The 19,664-nt window shown below is 39.6% G+C and carries 22 protein-coding genes; 4 read left to right on the top strand and 18 right to left on the bottom strand.

Annotation, left to right across the window (positions count from 1 at the left end):
- Positions 1 to 696 carry a 5-oxoprolinase subunit PxpB gene (gene pxpB / locus VK91_RS01260; protein WP_048390019.1) on the bottom strand — a complete coding sequence of 232 codons (696 nt, stop codon included), beginning with the start codon at positions 694 to 696 and terminating at the stop codon, positions 1 to 3.
- On the bottom strand, positions 680 to 1,294 hold the full coding sequence (pcp, locus tag VK91_RS01255; RefSeq protein ID WP_048390017.1) for a pyroglutamyl-peptidase I: 615 nt from the start codon (positions 1,292 to 1,294) through the stop codon (positions 680 to 682). The genes pxpB and pcp overlap by 17 nt, the downstream gene beginning before the upstream one ends.
- 609 nt (positions 1,295 to 1,903) lie before the next feature.
- On the opposite strand from pcp, the gene VK91_RS01250 reads away from it, so the two are divergent.
- From VK91_RS01250 to VK91_RS01240, 4 genes are all read left to right on the top strand, one after another.
- Positions 1,904 to 2,362, top strand: a complete 459-nt coding sequence (locus VK91_RS01250; protein ID WP_048390015.1) for a chemotaxis protein CheX — start codon at positions 1,904 to 1,906, stop codon at positions 2,360 to 2,362.
- A gap of 320 nt (positions 2,363 to 2,682) precedes the next feature.
- Entirely contained in the window at positions 2,683 to 2,805 is a 123-nt protein-coding gene (locus VK91_RS23145) for a hypothetical protein (protein ID WP_009370491.1), read from the top strand.
- A 24-nt stretch (positions 2,806 to 2,829) separates the two neighbouring features.
- Complete coding sequence (locus VK91_RS01245; RefSeq protein WP_004269330.1) at positions 2,830 to 3,321, top strand: cytochrome b5; 492 nt, start codon at positions 2,830 to 2,832, stop codon at positions 3,319 to 3,321.
- Positions 3,308 to 4,969, top strand: coding sequence for a b(o/a)3-type cytochrome-c oxidase subunit 1 (locus tag VK91_RS01240; protein WP_048390013.1), 1,662 nt, complete (start codon positions 3,308 to 3,310; stop codon positions 4,967 to 4,969). The genes VK91_RS01245 and VK91_RS01240 overlap by 14 nt, the downstream gene beginning before the upstream one ends.
- A gap of 64 nt (positions 4,970 to 5,033) precedes the next feature.
- Here the strand turns inward: VK91_RS01240 and VK91_RS01235 are convergent, their stop codons facing one another.
- From VK91_RS01235 to eutH, 16 genes are all read right to left on the bottom strand, one after another.
- The gene (locus VK91_RS01235; RefSeq protein ID WP_048390012.1) at positions 5,034 to 6,530 is read right to left on the bottom strand and encodes a carboxypeptidase M32; all 1,497 of its coding nucleotides are present in this window, start codon (positions 6,528 to 6,530) and stop codon (positions 5,034 to 5,036) included.
- Between the two features lie 76 nt (positions 6,531 to 6,606).
- Entirely contained in the window at positions 6,607 to 7,701 is a 1,095-nt protein-coding gene (locus tag VK91_RS01230) for an AraC family transcriptional regulator (RefSeq protein ID WP_048390010.1), read from the bottom strand.
- Positions 7,702 to 7,966: 265 nt separating this feature from the next.
- Entirely contained in the window at positions 7,967 to 8,914 is a 948-nt protein-coding gene (gene mdh / locus VK91_RS01225; protein ID WP_048390008.1) for a malate dehydrogenase, read from the bottom strand.
- Complete coding sequence (locus tag VK91_RS01220; protein ID WP_048390006.1) at positions 8,914 to 9,282, bottom strand: BMC domain-containing protein; 369 nt, start codon at positions 9,280 to 9,282, stop codon at positions 8,914 to 8,916. Before VK91_RS01220 ends, mdh begins: the two co-directional genes overlap by 1 nt.
- Positions 9,275 to 9,559, bottom strand: a complete 285-nt coding sequence (locus VK91_RS01215) for a EutN/CcmL family microcompartment protein (protein WP_004269324.1) — start codon at positions 9,557 to 9,559, stop codon at positions 9,275 to 9,277. The genes VK91_RS01220 and VK91_RS01215 overlap by 8 nt, the downstream gene beginning before the upstream one ends.
- Before the next feature lie 36 nt (positions 9,560 to 9,595).
- Positions 9,596 to 10,465 carry a phosphate propanoyltransferase gene (locus VK91_RS01210; protein ID WP_009370493.1) on the bottom strand — a complete coding sequence of 290 codons (870 nt, stop codon included), beginning with the start codon at positions 10,463 to 10,465 and terminating at the stop codon, positions 9,596 to 9,598.
- A 12-nt stretch (positions 10,466 to 10,477) separates the two neighbouring features.
- Positions 10,478 to 11,068 carry a phosphate propanoyltransferase gene (locus tag VK91_RS01205; protein WP_048390004.1) on the bottom strand — a complete coding sequence of 197 codons (591 nt, stop codon included), beginning with the start codon at positions 11,066 to 11,068 and terminating at the stop codon, positions 10,478 to 10,480.
- A gap of 128 nt (positions 11,069 to 11,196) precedes the next feature.
- The gene (locus VK91_RS01200; RefSeq protein WP_004269321.1) at positions 11,197 to 11,475 is read right to left on the bottom strand and encodes a BMC domain-containing protein; all 279 of its coding nucleotides are present in this window, start codon (positions 11,473 to 11,475) and stop codon (positions 11,197 to 11,199) included.
- 20 nt (positions 11,476 to 11,495) lie between these two features.
- Entirely contained in the window at positions 11,496 to 12,986 is a 1,491-nt protein-coding gene (locus VK91_RS01195; protein WP_009370494.1) for an aldehyde dehydrogenase family protein, read from the bottom strand.
- Positions 12,987 to 13,001: 15 nt separating this feature from the next.
- On the bottom strand, positions 13,002 to 13,652 hold the full coding sequence (gene eutL / locus VK91_RS01190) for an ethanolamine utilization microcompartment protein EutL (RefSeq protein WP_036077522.1): 651 nt from the start codon (positions 13,650 to 13,652) through the stop codon (positions 13,002 to 13,004).
- An 11-nt stretch (positions 13,653 to 13,663) separates the two neighbouring features.
- Positions 13,664 to 14,674, bottom strand: a complete 1,011-nt coding sequence (gene eutC, locus VK91_RS01185) for an ethanolamine ammonia-lyase subunit EutC (RefSeq protein ID WP_048390002.1) — start codon at positions 14,672 to 14,674, stop codon at positions 13,664 to 13,666.
- A gap of 9 nt (positions 14,675 to 14,683) precedes the next feature.
- Positions 14,684 to 16,054: an ethanolamine ammonia-lyase subunit EutB gene (locus tag VK91_RS01180; RefSeq protein WP_008176446.1), complete on the bottom strand. Its 1,371-nt coding sequence runs from the start codon at positions 16,052 to 16,054 to the stop codon at positions 14,684 to 14,686.
- Positions 16,055 to 16,059: 5 nt separating this feature from the next.
- Complete coding sequence (locus VK91_RS01175) at positions 16,060 to 17,481, bottom strand: ethanolamine ammonia-lyase reactivating factor EutA (RefSeq protein ID WP_048389999.1); 1,422 nt, start codon at positions 17,479 to 17,481, stop codon at positions 16,060 to 16,062.
- Positions 17,482 to 17,498: 17 nt separating this feature from the next.
- Positions 17,499 to 17,999, bottom strand: coding sequence for a EutP/PduV family microcompartment system protein (locus VK91_RS01170; protein ID WP_048389997.1), 501 nt, complete (start codon positions 17,997 to 17,999; stop codon positions 17,499 to 17,501).
- Between the two features lie 10 nt (positions 18,000 to 18,009).
- Positions 18,010 to 18,351, bottom strand: coding sequence for an ethanolamine utilization microcompartment protein EutS (gene eutS, locus VK91_RS01165; protein WP_004269314.1), 342 nt, complete (start codon positions 18,349 to 18,351; stop codon positions 18,010 to 18,012).
- Positions 18,352 to 18,377: 26 nt separating this feature from the next.
- Positions 18,378 to 19,622, bottom strand: coding sequence for an ethanolamine utilization protein EutH (eutH, locus tag VK91_RS01160; RefSeq protein WP_048389995.1), 1,245 nt, complete (start codon positions 19,620 to 19,622; stop codon positions 18,378 to 18,380).
- Between the last annotated feature and the right edge of the window lie 42 nt (positions 19,623 to 19,664).

Raw genomic sequence — 19,664 nt, 5'->3', positions numbered from 1 at the left:
CTACACTCCTTTGCTTTTCATTTCCCAAAATTGCTCTTTGGTTATTTCATAAAACTGAACTTCATCACCAAGTTCAAATAAAAATGGCTCTTTGCCATGAGCATCAAATAAATCCAAAGGTGTTTTCCCTATAATATTCCAGCCTCCAGGTGAATCAACAGGATAGATGCCTGTTTGTCCACCTCCAACCCCAACAGAGCTTGCTGATACAGATGCCCTTGGTTTCTGTAAGCGGGGCACAAATAATTTAGCATCAAGCTCGCCTAAGTAAGGAAAGCCTGGTAAAAAGCCGATTAAATAAACATAATAGCTTTTAGACATATGCAAAGTTTTAATATCCTCAAAAGGTAAACCTGTGAAATCCATGACACGCTTTTGATCTAAAGCAAATTCCTCATCATAGCAGACGGGTATTTTTAAAAGTCGATTCGTTCCTTTATCAATTGTTGTGGAGGCTTGCATCTCAAGCCACTGCGTCCTTAAACGTTCAATATCTATTTTTTGTTTAATATAAGCTGTTACTGTATGGTAGCTTGCAACACTTTCAATTAGGTGATGCTGGAGCTGCTGTTTCAGAAACCGATTGAACGCTTGGACCGCGTGAAAGTTTGAGTGAGAAATTTCCTCTTTGAATGCAAAACGAATAGTATGTTGACTAATCCACATGGAATGCGGAAAATCAATGATTGGTTGCACGTGCCGTCTCCTCAATACAAAGCTGTACCGCAGCTACTAAATCTCTAATACTCCAGCCGGGAATTTTGCCATGTTGGATGGCCAGCTCAAATGATGCTGGAATATGAATAAAGCCAGCACGAACCCCTTCATGTTGCTGTGCATAAGCGAGCCCCTCATACATAATGTTATTACATAAGTATGTACCCGCTGTATTAGAGATTTCCGCTGGATATCCTTCTGCCTGCAAACGATTTACCATACTGCGAATTGGTAAGTTTGTTAGATAAGCATCTGCCCCCTCCTCATGGATACGCTCATCAACTGGTGTATAGCCATTATTATCAGGCTCTCCGTCTTTCACATTAATAGCAATGCGCTCTGGTGTTACTTTAAAACGTCCTGCAGCCAATCCTAATGAAATAATGATTTGTGGTTTCACTTCTTCTATATGGTGTTTTAATTGCTCCGCTGATTGCTGAAAATCTACAGATAGAATTCGTCCGACGATATCATAGCAATCTATTTTCTTTCCGTTTAATTCTTCCACAATTTGCATCGTTGGATTTATTTTATAATCAAGAAATGGCTCAAACCCTGTTACTAATATTTTTGTCATATTTGTCACCTGATTTCTTTAAATAACCTTAAAGGTTTGCTTCATTTTACAATAGATTTCTGAAAAAACAAATATTTCCCACGAACAAAAACATGTAAAAAAGAGGAGATTCTTTCCCTACACTATTGGTAATATGGAAGAAAATTTTGTAGCCTAATTAATTGAAGCGGAGACAGCGTCATTCCTAGGAGATTAGTGTTACTGATCAGATTCTAGAGGGTAAGTGAAAATACATGAATGACCTCTCGCCTTGCTAAAGCCCTTTTCTGCACGTGCTATTTTCTTTTTTAACAACATGAAAAAGAGTATGAAGCATAGCAGCTTCATACCCTTTTGTTTAGCTCTTATTTCAAATGTGCAGTTGCCTGGTTCATGACGTATTTTCCAACTCCAATATAGATCACTACAGCTGCTCCAATCAATACGAATGTCATTGCGAACCGCTCCTTCTTAGTTATTTTTCGTTAAGTTTTCAGACGTTTACATTGAATTTGAAAATCATTCTCATTAATATATTATAAATTTCATGTGAATTCGTCAAGACATACTTTCATCTTACCCTTTTTACATGGTAAGATGTAGAAAAGTCGGAAAAAGGATGCGGTAATGATGAGTAATTCGAAGTACTTTCAAACTATTTTAAACGGGACAATTCACGCTTTAAAAACCATTCTTCCTATGGATATAGAAGTAAAGTCGCCTAGTATTATTTCTGAACCCTTTCAACAACAACAAATGGGCGTATTAATTGGCTTAATCGGAGATTTAAAGGGACGCGTCATCATTGACTCCTCTCCCGAAGTGTTCAGCGGGATCGGTAGTACCATGTTCGGTATGCCGCTTGAAGGAGAAATGCTAGAATCCTTTACAGGGGAATTTGGTAACATGATTGCAGGAAATTTATGTACAGCTGTTGGGCAAGAAAGCTTAGAAATTGATATCACTCCGCCAACGGTGATGGTGGGCAATACAAAATTATATGGCTTTGAAAAGGCATTTGCTCTCCCAGTTTCGGTCCCAAGCGTCGGTGCCCTAACAGTTCTATTAACGATTGAGGAAGAAGAATAGAAAACAAGATTTGAGGAATGTTCCAAATAAGACATTGTATGCTCAAACAGACAGCACACATGCAAAAGATTTATCATTCGCACAAAAAAGAATGTACTTTCCTACCAATCTTTTATTTTTACTAAAATTAAGCAAAATATAGTACGGTGACAAGCTATCTCAATGACTTTTGAGATGGCTTGTTTTTTTTTCTTCGTAATTCTTCACACTTTTTTCACATAATCCCTCTAGAAGTGTGATTTTTTTCACATCAAAATGCAGGGGATTTTTATATGATGACTGTAAGAAACACAACAATAAAAAGCGTAGGAGGAGCAAAAATGGCAAATAAAAAGAAGTCAGATGAAAATTTAAAAGGTTCACTCTATGCAGTTTTTGGAGTAGGTATTATCATCATTTTACTTTGGGTGTACTGCTTCGATTTGTTCATTGGACGGTTTTAATCTACGAAGAAGGGACAGAAATATATGCACATACATAAGTATGAGAAATACTGGCTTGTGTTTGGAGTTACCACTTTAGTGGCATTCCTGATCATTCTCGGTATCGGAGCATTTCATCAAGGCTCCCATCCAAACAATGGTAAAAAAACACTAGATTACGAGAAAGTGAAAGAGACAGCGCCTTTTGATAATCCAGGTGTCCATAAGGTTGAAGGTAAAGATTGGGATTACGAAGTGGTAGTAGTTGCTTCTGCATTCAATTATAATCCTCCACAAATTGAGGTTCCACTTGGTGCAAAAGTGAAATTTATCGCGACAAGCGAGGATGTTATGCATGGTTTTGAGGTTGCAGGTACGAATATCAATATGATGCTTGAGCCTGGCTATATTTCGGAATATGTAACAGAAGTCAATAAGGTCGGCGAGTTTTTAATCGTATGTAATGAGTATTGTGGTACAGGACATACGATGATGCACTCTATGCTAAAGGTGGTGGATTCAAATGAGTCACACTAATTCAATGACAAAAGTGGATCGTCGAGATGCAAAGCTAGCAATGGCACATATTTACGTGGCATTTATCGCATTGTTATTAGGTGGTCTTGCAGGTTTATTACAGGTTTTTGTACGTTCTGGTCAATTTACATTACCAGCAGGCATTGGTTATTATCAAGTATTAACAGTTCATGGTGTATTACTCGGTCTTATATTAACTACATTCTTTATTTACGGCTTCCAAATTGCAAGTGTAAGTCGAACATCTGGTACGTTCACTGATACTCAGAGAAGACTTGGCTGGATTGGTTTCTGGTTAATGACGATTGGTACAGCTGCTGCCGCAACGATGGTGTTATTGAATAAAGCAACTGTTCTTTATACATTCTATGCACCATTAAAGGCACATTGGATTTTCTATTTAGGTCTTACATTAGTCGTTGTTGGTTCTTGGGTTGGCGGCGCAGGTCAAATTTTACGTTATGTCCAGTGGCGCAAGGAAAATAAAGCGAGTGGACAACGCAGTCCGTTACTATCATTTATGGTAGTTGTTAATAATTTAATGTGGTTCGTGGCAACGCTTGGTGTTGCAGCTTCTGTTTTAATTCAATTATTACCATGGTCCTTAGGTTTAATTGAACGTGTCGATGTGGCATTATCGCGTACCCTTTTCTGGTATTTTGGTCATGCACTCGTATACTTCTGGTTATTACCTGCCTATATGGTGTGGTACGTGATTATTCCAAAAGTAATTGGCGGGAAAATTTTCTCCGATTCTTTAGCAAGACTTTCGTTTATGCTATTCTTACTCTTCTCTATTCCTGTTGGGATTCACCATCAGTTAACAGAGCCTGGTATTGATGGTACATGGAAGTTCATTCAAGTTGTTTTAACATTTGCTGTTATCGTACCTTCTCTCATGACAGCCTTCTCGATGTTTGCAATGTTCGAGTTACGCGGACGTGAATTAGGTGGCAAAGGACTATTTGGTTGGTTTAAAAAATTACCTTGGAAGGATGCTCGTTTCTTCGTACCATTTATCGGTATGGTGTCATTTATTCCAGGGGGTGCAGGCGGTATTGTCAATGCCTCTTATCAAATGAACCAATTAATTCATAATACCATTTGGGTTACAGGGCATTTTCATTTAACGATTGCAACAGCTGTTGTTTTAACTTACTTCGGTGCGGCATTCTGGTTAATTCCACATTTAACAGGTCGTACACTTTCGAAGTCTTTAAATAATCTTAGTAATTTCGCTGGTATCTTATGGGCTACTGGTATGACGATTATGTCTTCTGCAATGCATATTGCTGGTCTAATTGGTGCGCCTCGTCGCTCAGATTACTCAGAATATGGTGGCGCTCAGCAGGCTTACGATTGGATTCCTTATCAAATCGCGCAAGCTGTGGGTGGAACAATCCTCTTTATCGCCATCCTAGTGATCATTTATATCGTCGTGAAATTAGCTTGGTTCGCACCTAAAGGTGACGAAGAATTCCCTGTAGGTGATGTACATGAGCTTAGCGGTCCAACACCAGCTATTTTAGAAAACTTTAAAATCTGGCTTGTTATTTTAGTAGCCTTAATTTTATTCGCTTACACAGTACCAATTATCGATATTATTTCAAACTCACCAGCCGGCTCCAAAGGCTATCAATTGTGGTAAGCATCCAAACGCATCTTCCTATAAAAAAGCGATTTCTCTGTAACGAGAAATCGCTTTTTTCACTTTATAATTGATAGAGTTTCGTATATTTTTCTTGTAAATAGTTTGCTAGGTACTTAGCATTTAAGCCTTCCCCTGTCGCTTCTTTCAGCAATTCAAATGGCTTTTTCAATGCCCCATATTGATGAACTTTATCAGTTAGCCACTCACGAATAGGTAGTAGCTCTCCCTTTTCTAGTAATTCATCAAAATTAGGAATATCCTTGTCCATCGCATGCTTCCACTGTGCTGCATAAATCATCCCCAATGCATAGGATGGGAAATAGCCAAACATACCACCTGACCAATGCATGTCTTGTAGCACTCCTTGTGCATCTGTCTCAGGACGAATACCTAAATATTCCTCATATTTATCATTCCATAACTGTGGTAGATCCTTCGCCTGTAAATCCCCATTGAACAGGTCACGTTCAATTTCATAGCGAATCATTATATGTAATGGATATGTTAGTTCATCTGCTTCAATGCGAATCAATGATGGTTCTACCATATTAATGGCACGTAAAAAATCGGCTAACGCTACATCACCAAATTGAGCTGGTGAAAAATGCTGAAGACGTCCGTAGTTATGCTCCCAGAACTTTTCATTTCTGCCGACAAAGTTTTCATAAAATAATGATTGTGATTCATGAATCCCCATCGATGTACCAGTCGCTAATGGCAGTCCTGCAAGTTTCTCATCAATATTTTGCTCATACATCGCATGACCGCACTCATGAATTGTGCCAAAAATAGCTGAACGGAAATCATTTTCATCATATTTCGTCGTAATACGCGCATCACCATAGTTTAAGCCAATCATGAATGGATGAACACTTTCATCCAAGCGACCAGCATCGAAGTCATAGCCGAGCTGAGCAAGCAATTCTAACGATAATTCACGCTGTGCCTCACGCGGGAAATGCTTAAATAACATTGCAGTATCGGGTTTATTCGATGAATGAACAATTTTTTGAACAAGCGTCACAATAGACTCTCGTAATTCACCAAATACTTGATCTACGACATCTGTTGTCATATCTGGCTCATATAAATCTAGTAATGTATTGTATGGAGATCCATTTTTAATGCCCCAATATTGAATGAATTTTTTCTGCCATTGTATGATTTCTTCTAGGTATGGTAGGAATAGAGCAAAATTATTCGTCGCCTTCGCTTCTTCCCAAGCCGTTTCTGCCTTCGATTGAAGAATGACGAATTCTTTATATTCATTCGCAGGGATTTTTTTATTTTGATCGTAATTCTTTCTTACTTCTTCTACTAAACGTAGTGTTACATAGTCAAGATCAGCTTTTTGTGCCTCTAATGCTGCTAGAAGCTCTCCTAGTTCCTCACTCGTCTGCATATCAAATAAGGAGGCTGATAATGTACCAATTACCTCAGAACGTTGTGCTAACCCCTTTTTCGGTGCACCCGTCCGCATATCCCAATAAATCACATTGAGCGCTTCCTCATAATGCTGCATTTTCTTCACATAGTCTGTAAATTGTTGAACAGTCATGCATTCATCCTCCTTTTCACGTTATAAGTTTATCATATTTTCGAAAATTTTGTATATTGCGGACTTTCTAGGATAATTATTCAGAATATTCCTTTTTTAACTTCTCTATTATTTTGATGTATTGTCTATCCCCTAATCCATAGTGTGGAAATAGGGAAAACAATTGCTTTAACAGGTCATTTTGAGATAGATTGAGGTGTTTTTTTATATACGTAGTGATCTCATTCTCTTCATTTAAATAGCTGAAAAATAATTGAATGCCCTGATACATGACAGGTATAAACGTTGTCTTGGGTAGACGATGGTGCATTAAGACCTCTTGATAGACCTCCCCATACGGTCCAAGTTCTATCTCTGTTTCTTCCACATCATAGGTCATTTCCTTGACCATATAATAATAGACTTTGCCTTGATAACTTTGTTGCTCTAGGAAAGCAAGGACGGTCAATAAATTCATCTGACAAAACATATCATCTCCAAACCATAAAACAATACATTTATAGTCATTTGTTAACAATGGCTTCAACGGCTTCAATGTCACCTGCTCATATTGCTGTAAAGACACCTCATGCCCTATAGCACGCAGTTTATTAAATTCTTCACTGAAAATCGGACTAATCGTTGGATTCGCACACATCGCTTCATTGAAAGGAACGTAATCACTGTTGCCCATTAATTTTTGTTTTGCGAACTCCTCATACATCATTTGACCATTTAATACATTCAATAGCTCTTGATCGTATTGCGCATTAATCTTCTCTTGTAATGCTTCAATTTTTAATTTCTGAGAAATATCCATCGTCAACCATCCTCCATCATCCTGTAATCTCAACTTTACAAAGGTTTGTAAAGGTTGAGGAGACTTTCTGTAATCATTCGGACTTATACCAAAATACCTTTTAAAAGCTCTAGAAAAGGATTCCTGCGATGAAAAGCCGTAGTGAAAGGCGATGTCGATTATTTTCTTTTGGGGATCTTTTAATGCAATAGTAGAAAGATAAATTTTACGTAGTGATCTATATTTTTTAATCGTCATCCCTGTCGTCTGATGGAATTTAAAAGAACAGTAATAAGGAGAATAACCTATATCCTTTCCTAATTGCTCTAATGAAAATCCTTCTAATAGATGAAGCTCAATCCAATCAATCATCTCCTGTACAATGTTGTTCATCCACATCCCTCCTAATTTCATTATAGTAGAGGCGATAATTTTTTTTATGATATAAGTTGTGAATAAAAAAACTGCAGCAAACTTTAAGTCTGCTACAGTTTCTGCTCCCATAACTAGAGGAGAGCTTTCTATATAATTGGGGATTTATACTAGCCTTCAAGTCATGTTCGGTTTCCAATCAAACATTTTTTGAGCTATCATGAAGTTTTATTGGAAAGAAAGTTGGGGATCCTTTCGATCCATTGAAAAATAGAGTCTGTTTACTCTATTCAATGTTTTGGCAAATAGCAATTACCTGTTTCACAGCCTCTGCAGAGTGCTGAAGGGCTGTTTGTTCTTCATTTGTAAGGTGCAATTCGATGACAGATTCGATGCCATTGCCACCTAAAATAGTTGGTACCCCTAAAAAGAGATCGTGGTACCCATATTCTCCTTCTAATAGGGCAATAGAAGGGATAATTTTTCGTTGATCTTTGATAATAATTTCAACCATTTGGGCACACGCTGCGGCTGGAGCATAGTAGGCACTACCATTACCTAGTAAGCCAACAATTTCACCGCCGCCTTTACGCGTACGCTCCACGATTTGCTGTAGTCGTTCCTGAGGAATTAGTTTCTCTAATGGAATGCCTCCTGCATAGGAATAACGGATTAATGGAACCATTTCATCGCCATGTCCTCCTAGGACGAAGCCTGATACATCCTCTGGTGCAATGTGAAGCTCCTGCGCCACAAACGTGTTGAAGCGAGCTGTATCTAACACACCAGATTGACCGATGATACGATTTTTGGCAAAGCCTGTTTCCTTATGACACACATACGTCATGGCATCAACAGGATTACTCAACACAACAACAATACTATTTGGAGCATAGTGTTTAATTTGTCTTGAAACCTGTTGAATAATTTTAGCATTTGTTGTGACTAAGTCATCACGACTCATCCCTGGTTTACGTGGAATACCTGCTGTAATGACAACAATATCCGCGCCTGCGATATCTTCATATTGACTCGTGCCTTTAATGGACACATTGAATTTTTCGATGGGGCCTGTTTGTAGCAAATCCAAAGCTTTCCCTTTTGTCGGGTTCTCGGCTTCTGGAATATCAACAAGCACTACATCGCCTAATTCTTTCTGTGCTAAAAATAAACTCAGTGTGGCACCAGTGTGGCCTGCTCCAATAACAGCGATTTTATTTTTACGAAATGCCATTATGCCTCACCTCGATTATCTGTCGCCAATGTTGTTTCTGTTGTTTTTTTAGCACGGGTTGCTGCTGGTGCAGAGACAGCCTTTTTCTTTGGTGCCTCTGGTCCTTTAATCATTTTAAAGACATCTTCATCAGGTCTCGGAATGACGTGAGCGCCTAATAATTCACCAACACGCATAGCTGCTGCTTTTCCAGCCTCTACTGCAGCTTGTACAGAACCTACGTCACCCTTTACGACAATCGTCACGATGCCACCATCCACAAACTCTTGTTTGACGATTGTGACGTCTGACGCTTTAATCATCGCATCAGCAGCTTCATAAGAGCCTACTAATCCTTTTGTTTCGATCATTCCAATTGCGCTACTCATTGTCCTCACCTCTCATTACTTCCGTAGAATCAATAATACCAATGACAACTGCATCAATCGGTAACGGATTATCTTTCATAATATAGCGAGATGACCCACCACTTGTAATCAGGACATCATCACCAATACCCGCTCCTATACGATCAGCTGCAACCATTTCTGTGCGAATCGGCTGTTGATTGGAATCAATAGGTTGAATGATTAGTAGCTTTAAACCATTCAGTCCCTCTTCCTTGCGTGTTGCCCATACACTGCCTATCACTCTTCCCATTTGCATGAACTTCACCCTCTTTATGCGACACACATTGTCTAACTACTCTGAACGAATCGTTAATGTTTTATTTAACTCTCGCAGCTTATCATAAGCCAATGCTGTCACAATGGTTTTCTTTGGAACGACAATTTCTTGTGCATCGATATCGAGCACTTCTATTTGTGAAAGTAGCTTTTTGTCATAATGATAGACGGACGGTTGCTCTACTTTCTGTACGACTGGCGACTGCTCTTTCACAGTGATCATAGGTTCACTTACTTGATGATGCACGATTTCTGCAAGCGTTCCTTGCTGAATTAACCCTGCATTTGCTTCATCTGTATCAATATGCATTTCTAAGCGATAGCGCTCTGAAACACGGATAACCACATTCGATAAAATAATTGGGCGAATACCTTCTACCTTAATTTGGACAGATTGCCCATCTACGACTTGGAATCTCGCACTATCCGCTGGGGACATATGAATATGTGCCTGTGCAATAATGAGGCCTTCATTTAACACAACACTTCCCTTTGGACCAATTAATGTAACAGGGCTGGAACCTTGAATATCACCAGAAATTCTTAATGGTGGCTTCAGACCTAATTTCATAGCATCTGTCCAGCTTACTTCCACTTGCGATAAGGAACGAGCGGGACCAAGAATACGCACGCGTTCAATTGACCCTTTTGGACCTGCAATTACTACAGTTTCCTCCGCAGCAAATTGCCCTGGCTGTGAAAGCTCGAATTTCGGTGTGAGCTGATAATTTTCACCAAAGAGCTGTTCAACTTCTGCTTGTGCAAGATGGACATGGCGGGCAGATACACCAATCGGAATTTTACCGTCATGTGGAGGGGAAGATTGATTTTTTAAGACTTGTTGCAGAACTTCTTCCACAATTTTTTGCACTAAATTTTCTTGCATCTTGCCTCCTCCTTACGATGATACTTTTATTAATTTACCCTGTGCCTGCTGTTCGATAAAACCAGCATTTGCTTCATCTGTATCAATGTGCATTTCCAGACTAAAATCATTGGAAACACGTACAACGACACCTCGGAAAGTGACAGGTCGATCACTTACAACTTCTACTGAAACTAATTCATTATTGCGTACTTCCAATGCTTTGGCATCTTCCTCAGTCATATGAATATGCGCTTGCGCAATGATGACTCCCTGCTGGATCTCTATTTCTTTGTCTTGAGAAAGTATTTTAATACCCGCAGAATTGTCAATATCACCTGATTGACGTAAAGGTGGTGTCACTCCTAGCTTCATGGCATCAGTGCGGCTTACCTCTACTTGGGTTGCTGGTCTTACAGGTCCAAGGACACGGACATTATGAATAACGCCTTTAGGTCCCTCAATAGAGACGCGCTCTTTTGCAGCAAATTGCCCTGGCTGTGATAAGTCGAAATCTTTCGTTAGGGTTGCATTTGGACCAAAAAGTGCTTGTAAATCCACTTCACTTAGATGGATATGACGAGCCGAAATGGCCACTGGAAAAGTTTTTGTTGCTGTTGTCATGTTAGCCACCTCTTTATTTTGTTGATTATTTTATCAGGACAAGGTGAGAGCTGTTCTAAAGTTAGATCCAGCTCTCTTCTATAAATGGTAGTTATTTTTCCATCTATAGCGTTTGAAAGAACATGAAATTATGCTTCTGCTTTTGGTAAAATCATTTCTAATTCGTGGTGTGGACGTGGAATTACATGGACAGATAATAGCTCTCCTACACGTTGTGCTGCTGCTGCCCCTGCATCTGTTGCTGCTTTTACTGCACCTACATCACCACGTACAAGAACTGTTACGATCCCGCCACCTACATGTACTTTGCCTACTAAATTAACGCTTGCTGCCTTTACCATTGCGTCTGCTGCTTCAATTGCTCCTACTAAACCTTTTGTTTCTACCATTCCTAATGCTGTACTCATTTGTCATTCCTCCAAATAATTTATTTATTTTGTAATGTGATTTGTTTTAATACTTGATCGACAATTTGTTGAACCATCGTTGTATCAAGAGTAGGTTCTTGTGAAACTACCGATTCAACAACGGACTGTACTTCGAATTCTGGTTTTGGCACTTCGACATCTTTAATGCCATACGCCATACGTTTGATATTTAATAAATGTCTTGCTGTAATGTTGTCTGACGTAATATTGCCGCCAAATGTCCCACAGCCTAATGTAAAGGATGGTGCTAAGCCCGTTGTGCCACCTACTGCACCAATTGAGGATAATGTATTAACCACAATTCGTGATACTGGTAATTCGACAGAAAATTGCTCTGCTAATGCTGCATTTTCAGTGTGAATTGAGCATGTATGTCCGCGTCCTCCAATATTTAATAGGTCAATCATCACCTGCTTGGCTTCTGTACTGTTTTCAACAACATAAAGCGCAAAGATTGGTGATAGTTTTTCAAGAGAAAATGGAATATTTTTACCAATCATTGTTTCGAAGCCCACAAGAACTTTTGTATCGTCTGGTACCGTAATACCGACAGAATCTGCTAGGCAAGTAGCTGATTTACCGACAATCTGGGGATTTACTTTACCAGGAACTGGCGAGATCAATTTTTCCATTTTAGCTTTTTCTTCGGCATTTAATAGATAGGCACCATTTTTCTTTAATTCTGTTTGCACTTGCTCTGCAATCACCTTATCCACAATAATGGCTTGTTCTGTTGCACAGATTGTGCCATTATCGAACGATTTACTTTGCACCAATTGACGTACAGATTTTTGAATATTAGCCGATTTTTCAATATAAGCTGGTACATTTCCTGGCCCAACCCCATAGGCAGGTTTGCCAGAGCTATAGGCCGCCTTGACCAATGCACCACCACCCGTAGCTAAAATTAAATGGATGTTTGGGTGCTTCATTAGCTGCTGTGTTGCCTCCATGGAGGACATTGTTAAACATTGTAGTAATCCTTCTGGCGCACCTGCTTTTTCAGCAGCTACTCGACAAATATCTAAGGCCTCTTTTGTACATTTCACTGCATATGGGTGTGGACTAAGCACTAAACCATTTCTCGTTTTTAAAGAAATGAGTGTCTTAAAGATCGCTGTAGAGGTTGGATTTGTTGTTGGTACGATACCAGCAATGACACCGAAAGGACTTGCAATTTCGGCTACTTTTTTCATCCGATCATAGCCCACAATACCAACTGTTTTTAATTCTTTAATATCTTCATAGACATCTCGTGAAGCTACTTCATTTTTCATCTTTTTATGGTTAGGAATACCCATTCCTGTTTCTTGCACAGCCATTTTTGCTAAACGCTCTGCTTCCTTAAAGGCAGCATCCGCGACAGCCTTTACAATGTTGTCTACTTGTTGCTGAGAAAATTGCATATAGGCAGCCTGTGCTGTATTAGCATGTTTAACGGCATCTCTCATTTCCTGAATCGCTAATAAGTCTTTGTCTAATGTGGCCATAAAGCCGCCTCCCTTCTAGATCACTGGGTTTCTAGCTATATTTTCAATAGCTTCTCTGAATGCATGTGCCGCAGCCTCGCATGAAGATTGACTGCCAGTTAATAAGCCGCCCCCAAAATTGGTTTCAGATGGAGGACCAAAGAAAACCTTTAGCTCAACATCTGCAGCCTTTAATGCTGCATCTAATCCAACAACCGCTTCAAGCGGCGGAGCAATTAAATAAGCAAGTGGGGTGCCAACCTTTACATCTGCAAGCTCTGCAAGATACGTCCCACAGCTTGCCACGGTATGGGCAAACAAGGCATGATTGTCATTATTATTAATGGCTTCAAAATACGTATCAAATTCAATTTTTTGTTGAATGGCATCAAGACCACTACGAATTTCATCAGGTGAGCTTCCAGCAATAATGCCAATCACTTCACCTGACAATGGGCCAGACGCATGTGCCGCTCCCGCATAAAAGCTTTTTGCATAAACAACATCGACATCTGCCTTTTTCGTCGCCTCGTCTAAGGCTACGTAGCCAACATCGTCGATTGTCAGTGTGACAAGTCCAATGCTATGATGATGTGGCTTTAAATCTAACTGCTCTGCTAGTTCACTGTTGACTCTTGGAATGGTTTGCATCGCCAAGATTTGCGCCATAATTTTTTGAGGATACATATTTCAGCCTCCTAACCTTCTTTTGCGACAAGCTCTACGCCACTTGCCTGATAACGCAGGATTTTTTCTATGACTGTGCCAAGATAAGCTCCCGCTTCTAATGGTGGGATACCACCCTTATGGATATTTGAAATTACCATACGTTCCGCTTCCACTGTCCCAATTCTTGGCTTGTAGCATAAATATGCACTCATCGATTCTGCCGATACGAGCCCTGGACGCTCACCAATTAGATAAACAATAACCTCTGCCTGTAGCAGCTCACCAATCTCATCCATTAAAGCAACACGCCCTTTATCGATATAGAACGTAGTACCAATGTCAATATTTAAATTGCTAAGACTTTGCTGAAGGGCTAAGTAAACATCTTGAACATTCTCCTCAATCGCACTTGCACTCAAGCCATTCGAGATAATAATCTGTACCTTTGGCTGTGGTTTACATTTTTGCTGAATCAATGCCTTTGATTCTTCTGATAAACGACGCCCTAAGTCAGGTCTTGTAATGTATTCCTCTTTATCTGTGACTTTCGTTGTGACCTGAAAGACATCAAGCTTTTGTAAAAGATCTTCTGTCACTTCGCCATATACAGCATCTACCGCAGCAGCATGATCAAGTCGGAATTTTAACCAGGTTTTCGTTTTCGGTCTTGTCCCCGCTCTTCCTACACCAATACGAGCAGGTGTATGTTTCTTAGCAGCCTGCACACTTTCACTTAACGAGCCCGCCTCAAACTGAAAGGGCTTGATTGGCACAGCGTCATTTACTGGTTGTTCGAAAGTAGCAGAAGTAACCGTCGTTACTTGCTGTGGAGCTCCATGCTGATACAGCTGAATTAATGGTTCCTGTGATGTTGCGATAGTTTCTGTTGTTCCTGAAGAACGATTTTCTACTGTATCATAAAATTTAATAAGTGGTTGTTCTGTTGGAGTAGCTGCTATTTCAGGTGTTTGGCTACCTGTACTTTTCTCCATCTTCTCCATGACAAGCTGTGTAATCATAGAAACTAATTGATCATTCACTTGACTCACCTACCTTTCAAAAATGGATAAATCGCCAGCTCTTGCTGACAGTCGACCATTTTCATAAATGCCCATTTTCTCTAACCATGCTAAATACTCTGGTGCTGGTTTTTTACCAAATGTTTGGAGTAATGTAGCCACATCATGGAAGCTCATCGATTGATAGTTGAGCATCACATCATCGCCCATTGGCGCAGCAATAATAAAGTTAACACCAGCAGCTGTCAGCAATACACTTAAATCTTCCACATCATTTTGGTCTGCCTTAATATGGTTGGTATAGCAAATATCTACCCCCATAGGAATACCATGCATTTTGCCCATGAAATGATCTTCGAGACCTGCTCGAATTACTTGCTTATTGTTGTATAAATACTCTGGGCCAATAAAGCCAACTACTGTGTTCACAATATAAGGATTAAAATGTCTAGCAAATCCATAATTGCGCGATTCCAGTGTTACTTGGTCAATCCCCATATGTGCCTCTGCCGATAGCTCTGAGCCTTGACCTGTTTCAAAGTAGAATAAATTTGGACCAGTACCTGTTCCTTGTTTTTTAATGAGTTCCTCTGCTTCTCGTATTAAATCAGCAGAAATACCGAACGAACGGTTAGCAATTTCTGTCCCTGCGATACTTTGGAAAATCATATCTGCTGGGGCGCCTTGTTTAATTGCCTTCATCTGTGTTGTAATATGAGCTAATACACAGTTTTGCGTAGGAATGGACCAATCATTGATGAATTCCTTTGTAGCCGTAAGCACTTTTTTGACACTTTCAACTGAATCATCTACAGGATTAATGCCGATAACAGCATCCCCAATACCATAGGACAGTCCTTCTTTTAGAGAGGCGATGATGCCATCAATATTATCTGTCGGATGATTTGGCTGTAGACGAGATGACAGCGTCCCTTTTTGACCAATCGTAATATTACACGTTGAAAGTATTTCAACTTTATTGGCTGCATGTACAAGATCTAAATTGGACATTAGTTTTGTAACAGCGGCAATAATCTCGGAATTCATCCCTTTACTTAAACGCTTTAATTCACGATCACCCGTGTCATTTGATAAAATGTATTCACGCAGCTGCTCGATGCTCCAGTTTTTGATTTCTCCATATATTTGCTCATTAATATCGCCCTCAATAATGCGTGAAACCTCATCATTTTCTTGTGGCACTAATGGGTTTTCGCGGATATCTTTAACTAAAAGCTCACTTAATACTGCCTTTGCTGCGATCCGTTGTTGAACCGTCTCAGCGGCAATACCTGCTAGCTGATCGCCTGATTTTTCTTCATTGGCCTTAGCCATAACATCTTTTAATGATTTAAAATTATATTTTTCTCCACCAAATATCACCGATAAGTTCACATTCATCCTCCTTACTTTGAATGGAAGGCAAGGGTCTTCACCACAACAGGAACGACGCCAGATGGCAGAACCTCTCCAATGTCGATGTAATCGCCCGTTTCCACTTTAATTTGATCGATGCAAATAATTGGTACTGTCGCATTTATGGCTTGTATGGTCTGTCCAATAATCTTTGCATAATCTGATTGAATGACTATGATAATTGGTATGTCCTTAGAGCATCTTGTCGCCAAATGTAACAAAATGGCCTGACACAATGCATGTACATCCTGAAAGCTTAAATATGGCAATTCACTAAAATAGAGGGCAAATGGCGAACGATTGTCCTGTATAGAAAATAAATCATTTGCTCTCTCTACTGCTGTCTTCACCGTCGAGTTAAAATCTGTTAAAGAATCTATATGACAATTGAAGACAGGTACATTTTTTAGTGGTAATACTTGGGCATCCACCTGAATGGTTGCCCCACTGATTTCAGTGGTTTGTGTACCAGCACCCGTCACTGTTGCACGTGCTGTTTCCTCTGGTTGTAACCATAAAAATGATTGTAGCTGTTCATGCTGTAGTAGCATTTTCGCTAATTTTTCACCAATATCATCATATTGACGCTGGGTACATTCATTTTCATAAATACAAGAGGCCACACCACCCGTAAAAACGATGGCATCCACAGGTTTATGCCAGTTTGGTAAATGCCCTAGTAATAATGGATGCTTTTCATCTCTGCATTGCCCATGAAGAATCATGGCAAGTGTTTGCACCATTTCTTCAAGACAATGTGTCACTCGAATATCTTCGGCCGCATCACCGACCGCTAACGGATTAGCCCATCGTTCCATCAATCGCATGAGTGGCGGAGAAATTGATTGAATCTTGCCATCCTTAAACTCAATCAATCTACCACCAACATGTAAGGTACATGTACCAATGACCTCTCCAAACTGCATAACAGCAATATTCGCTGTCCCTCCACCAATATCGATATTGGCGATGACTTTGGATGAATTCTTTGATTGCTGTAAAGTACCTGCCCCTTTGGCAGCAATGATGCCCTCTAAATCAGGACCTGCGGTAGCAACTAAAAAATGACCTGCGCCATCTGCAATGGTATGGACAACCTCACTTGCATTTTCCTTCGTGGCTGATTCACCAGTAATGATGATGGCCCCTGTTGCAATATCAGATGGAGCAATTTGTGCCAATTGATACTGTTGAGAAATAAATTCCTCTATCTTTTTCATATCAATGATGTCTTTATTGATAAAAGGGGTTCTAATAATTGGACTTTGATGCAACACCGTTTTCTCAATAATTTCAATCCTTGGCACATGTGTTACGCCAGCCACATTCTTTAACAGAAAACTACTGACAACCATTTTTGTGGTACTTGTCCCAATATCAATGCCTGCACTAAATATTTTTTCAGTTTTCACCCTACACCTCCCTCTCGCTACTGTGAGCAATACATGAGATACGGACTATCGCTTTCCTTAACAAATTGTTGAATTTCTTCATTTGTCTTGAGTTGAATCAATGGTTCAATCAATTCAATGCCAAGCTTTTGCCATGAAGAGGTTTTCACGATAGGGCCCTGCGTCATAACATTTTTTAATAAGGCGGTAGCCCTTTCTACATCTGCATCAGGGGCATCAATCTTGGTAATAACCCCTATTTGTATTTTGGGAATCCCTAAGCTGAATTGCGGAGGGAATACACTCCTTGCTGATGTGGCATCCTGCAAGTAAATTACATGGGTTACTTCCAAAGATGTTGCCATAATATTTCTGTAATACATTGGATTTTCAACATATTCACCTGGTGTATCAACAATCCAGTCATCATAAACGAGTGCTTGTGTTTTGTTGGCACTGCTTTCTTTGCCCAACAATGTATTCATCAATGTTGACTTTCCTGCTTGCACACCGCCTATTATCATTACTCGATTTTTCATATGACACATCCTATGATTTTGTTATTTTTGATGGTGTATAACCTAATACCTCGGATAAAAAACGATTGATTTCTAACATCGCCATTTCTACCTCTGACACACTACCAACAATAACGAGACTACCTGTAAAACGATCTAAAAATCCTAGTTTGACATTGGCAGCCTTTGTTGCTAAGTCTCCTGCAATAATTACCGTTTCACTTGGCGTACAAGTCATAATGCCAAGGGCACCTGCTTCTTGAATACCTAGCTTTTGAAACATTTCTGGATCAGGATTGGCAATAAGGTGACTCAATGTTAGCTGTTTACCCGGCACAAACTCCTGAATAAATCGTTTTTTCTCTTCACTCACACGTCATCACCTCACTTTTTAATCAATTAAGATTGTTGATCTGTTAAATACTCGCCTTCTTTGATAATGCCAGCCTTGCGATCTTCAATTTCCAACCTTAATGCAGTTGGTACTGAAAGCTTATAGGCTAAAATTATCGCAATAACTCCCGCTAAAAACTTCCCTGCAATAACAGGTAAAATAATGGTTGGCTGGAAGTTCGCCGTGAATGATAAGTGATCACCTAATAAAAAGGCGGAACATACACCAAATGCAATGTTAATTACTTTGTCTTTTGGTGGCATATGGCGAATTAGTGTAAACATCGCTAAAATATTCGCAATCGTTGCTAAAATCCCAGCACTTCCTACAGAGGATAAGCCTAATTTTTTACCAGCTGCTTCAAGTGGCTTGGAAGCATACTTTCGAATTAGATACACCATTGGGAAAGCACCCGCTAGCATAATCCCGATATAACCAGCTGTTTCTAATGCTCGGAACTGATCGATTTCATCAGCCATGATTGGATCAAAGCCCCACGCGCCAAAAATCTTTGTAAAAATACCTGTAAAAATCTCAACAATAGAGAACACTAACACCAGTTTAATTCCCGCATCCATTACACGACCGAATACCATGAAGCCAGTAATCATGCCGTTTGGAATAAGCTTTAAGCCTAGTGCGATTAAGATAACAAAAATGAATAAAGGTAGTAAGTTAATTAATATTTGTAAAACAGAAATGGCAAATACATATGTAGGAGCCTCTGTTGTACTAATGACTTCACGTACTTCTGTGTTGAAAAGCACAATCATGATCGAAGAAATAAATGCACCAATCGGAATTGTTAAAACGCCAGCCATAATTCCTAGCGCCATGTATTTATGATCACGCTTATCCAACATCGCAAGGCCCATTGGAATCGAGAATACGATAGTAGCACCTGACATAAAACCAACAACAAGAGCCATTACCCATCCCTCATAAGACTCCTTTAATGCATTGGCTAATTGATAACCACCCATGTCCGAGGCTAAAATCGTCGTCGCTGCAATCGCAGGATCTGCGCCAATTAACTCAAAAATCGGACTAATAAAATGACTAATAAACCATGTTAAGTAAGGTATAGCTGCCATGATCCCTGCTGCTGGGACAAAAATATGACCAACCGTATGGATCCCATTCATAAATTCTTTCCCAATTCCATACTCAGCATCTCGGATAGCTCCGATTGCCCCTAAAACAGCACAAATCATAATAATATAAACGATAATCGTTCCTATCATTGCCATCTTACTCATCACCCCTTTTTTATTTATAAATTTATATAAAAA

This window comes from Lysinibacillus sp. LK3, assembly GCF_001043675.1.
GTDB classification, from domain to species: Bacteria; Bacillota; Bacilli; order Bacillales_A; family Planococcaceae; genus Lysinibacillus; species Lysinibacillus capsici.
The sequence above is the reverse complement of the archived record's forward strand: the minus strand, read 5'-3'. Positions and strand labels throughout refer to the sequence as shown.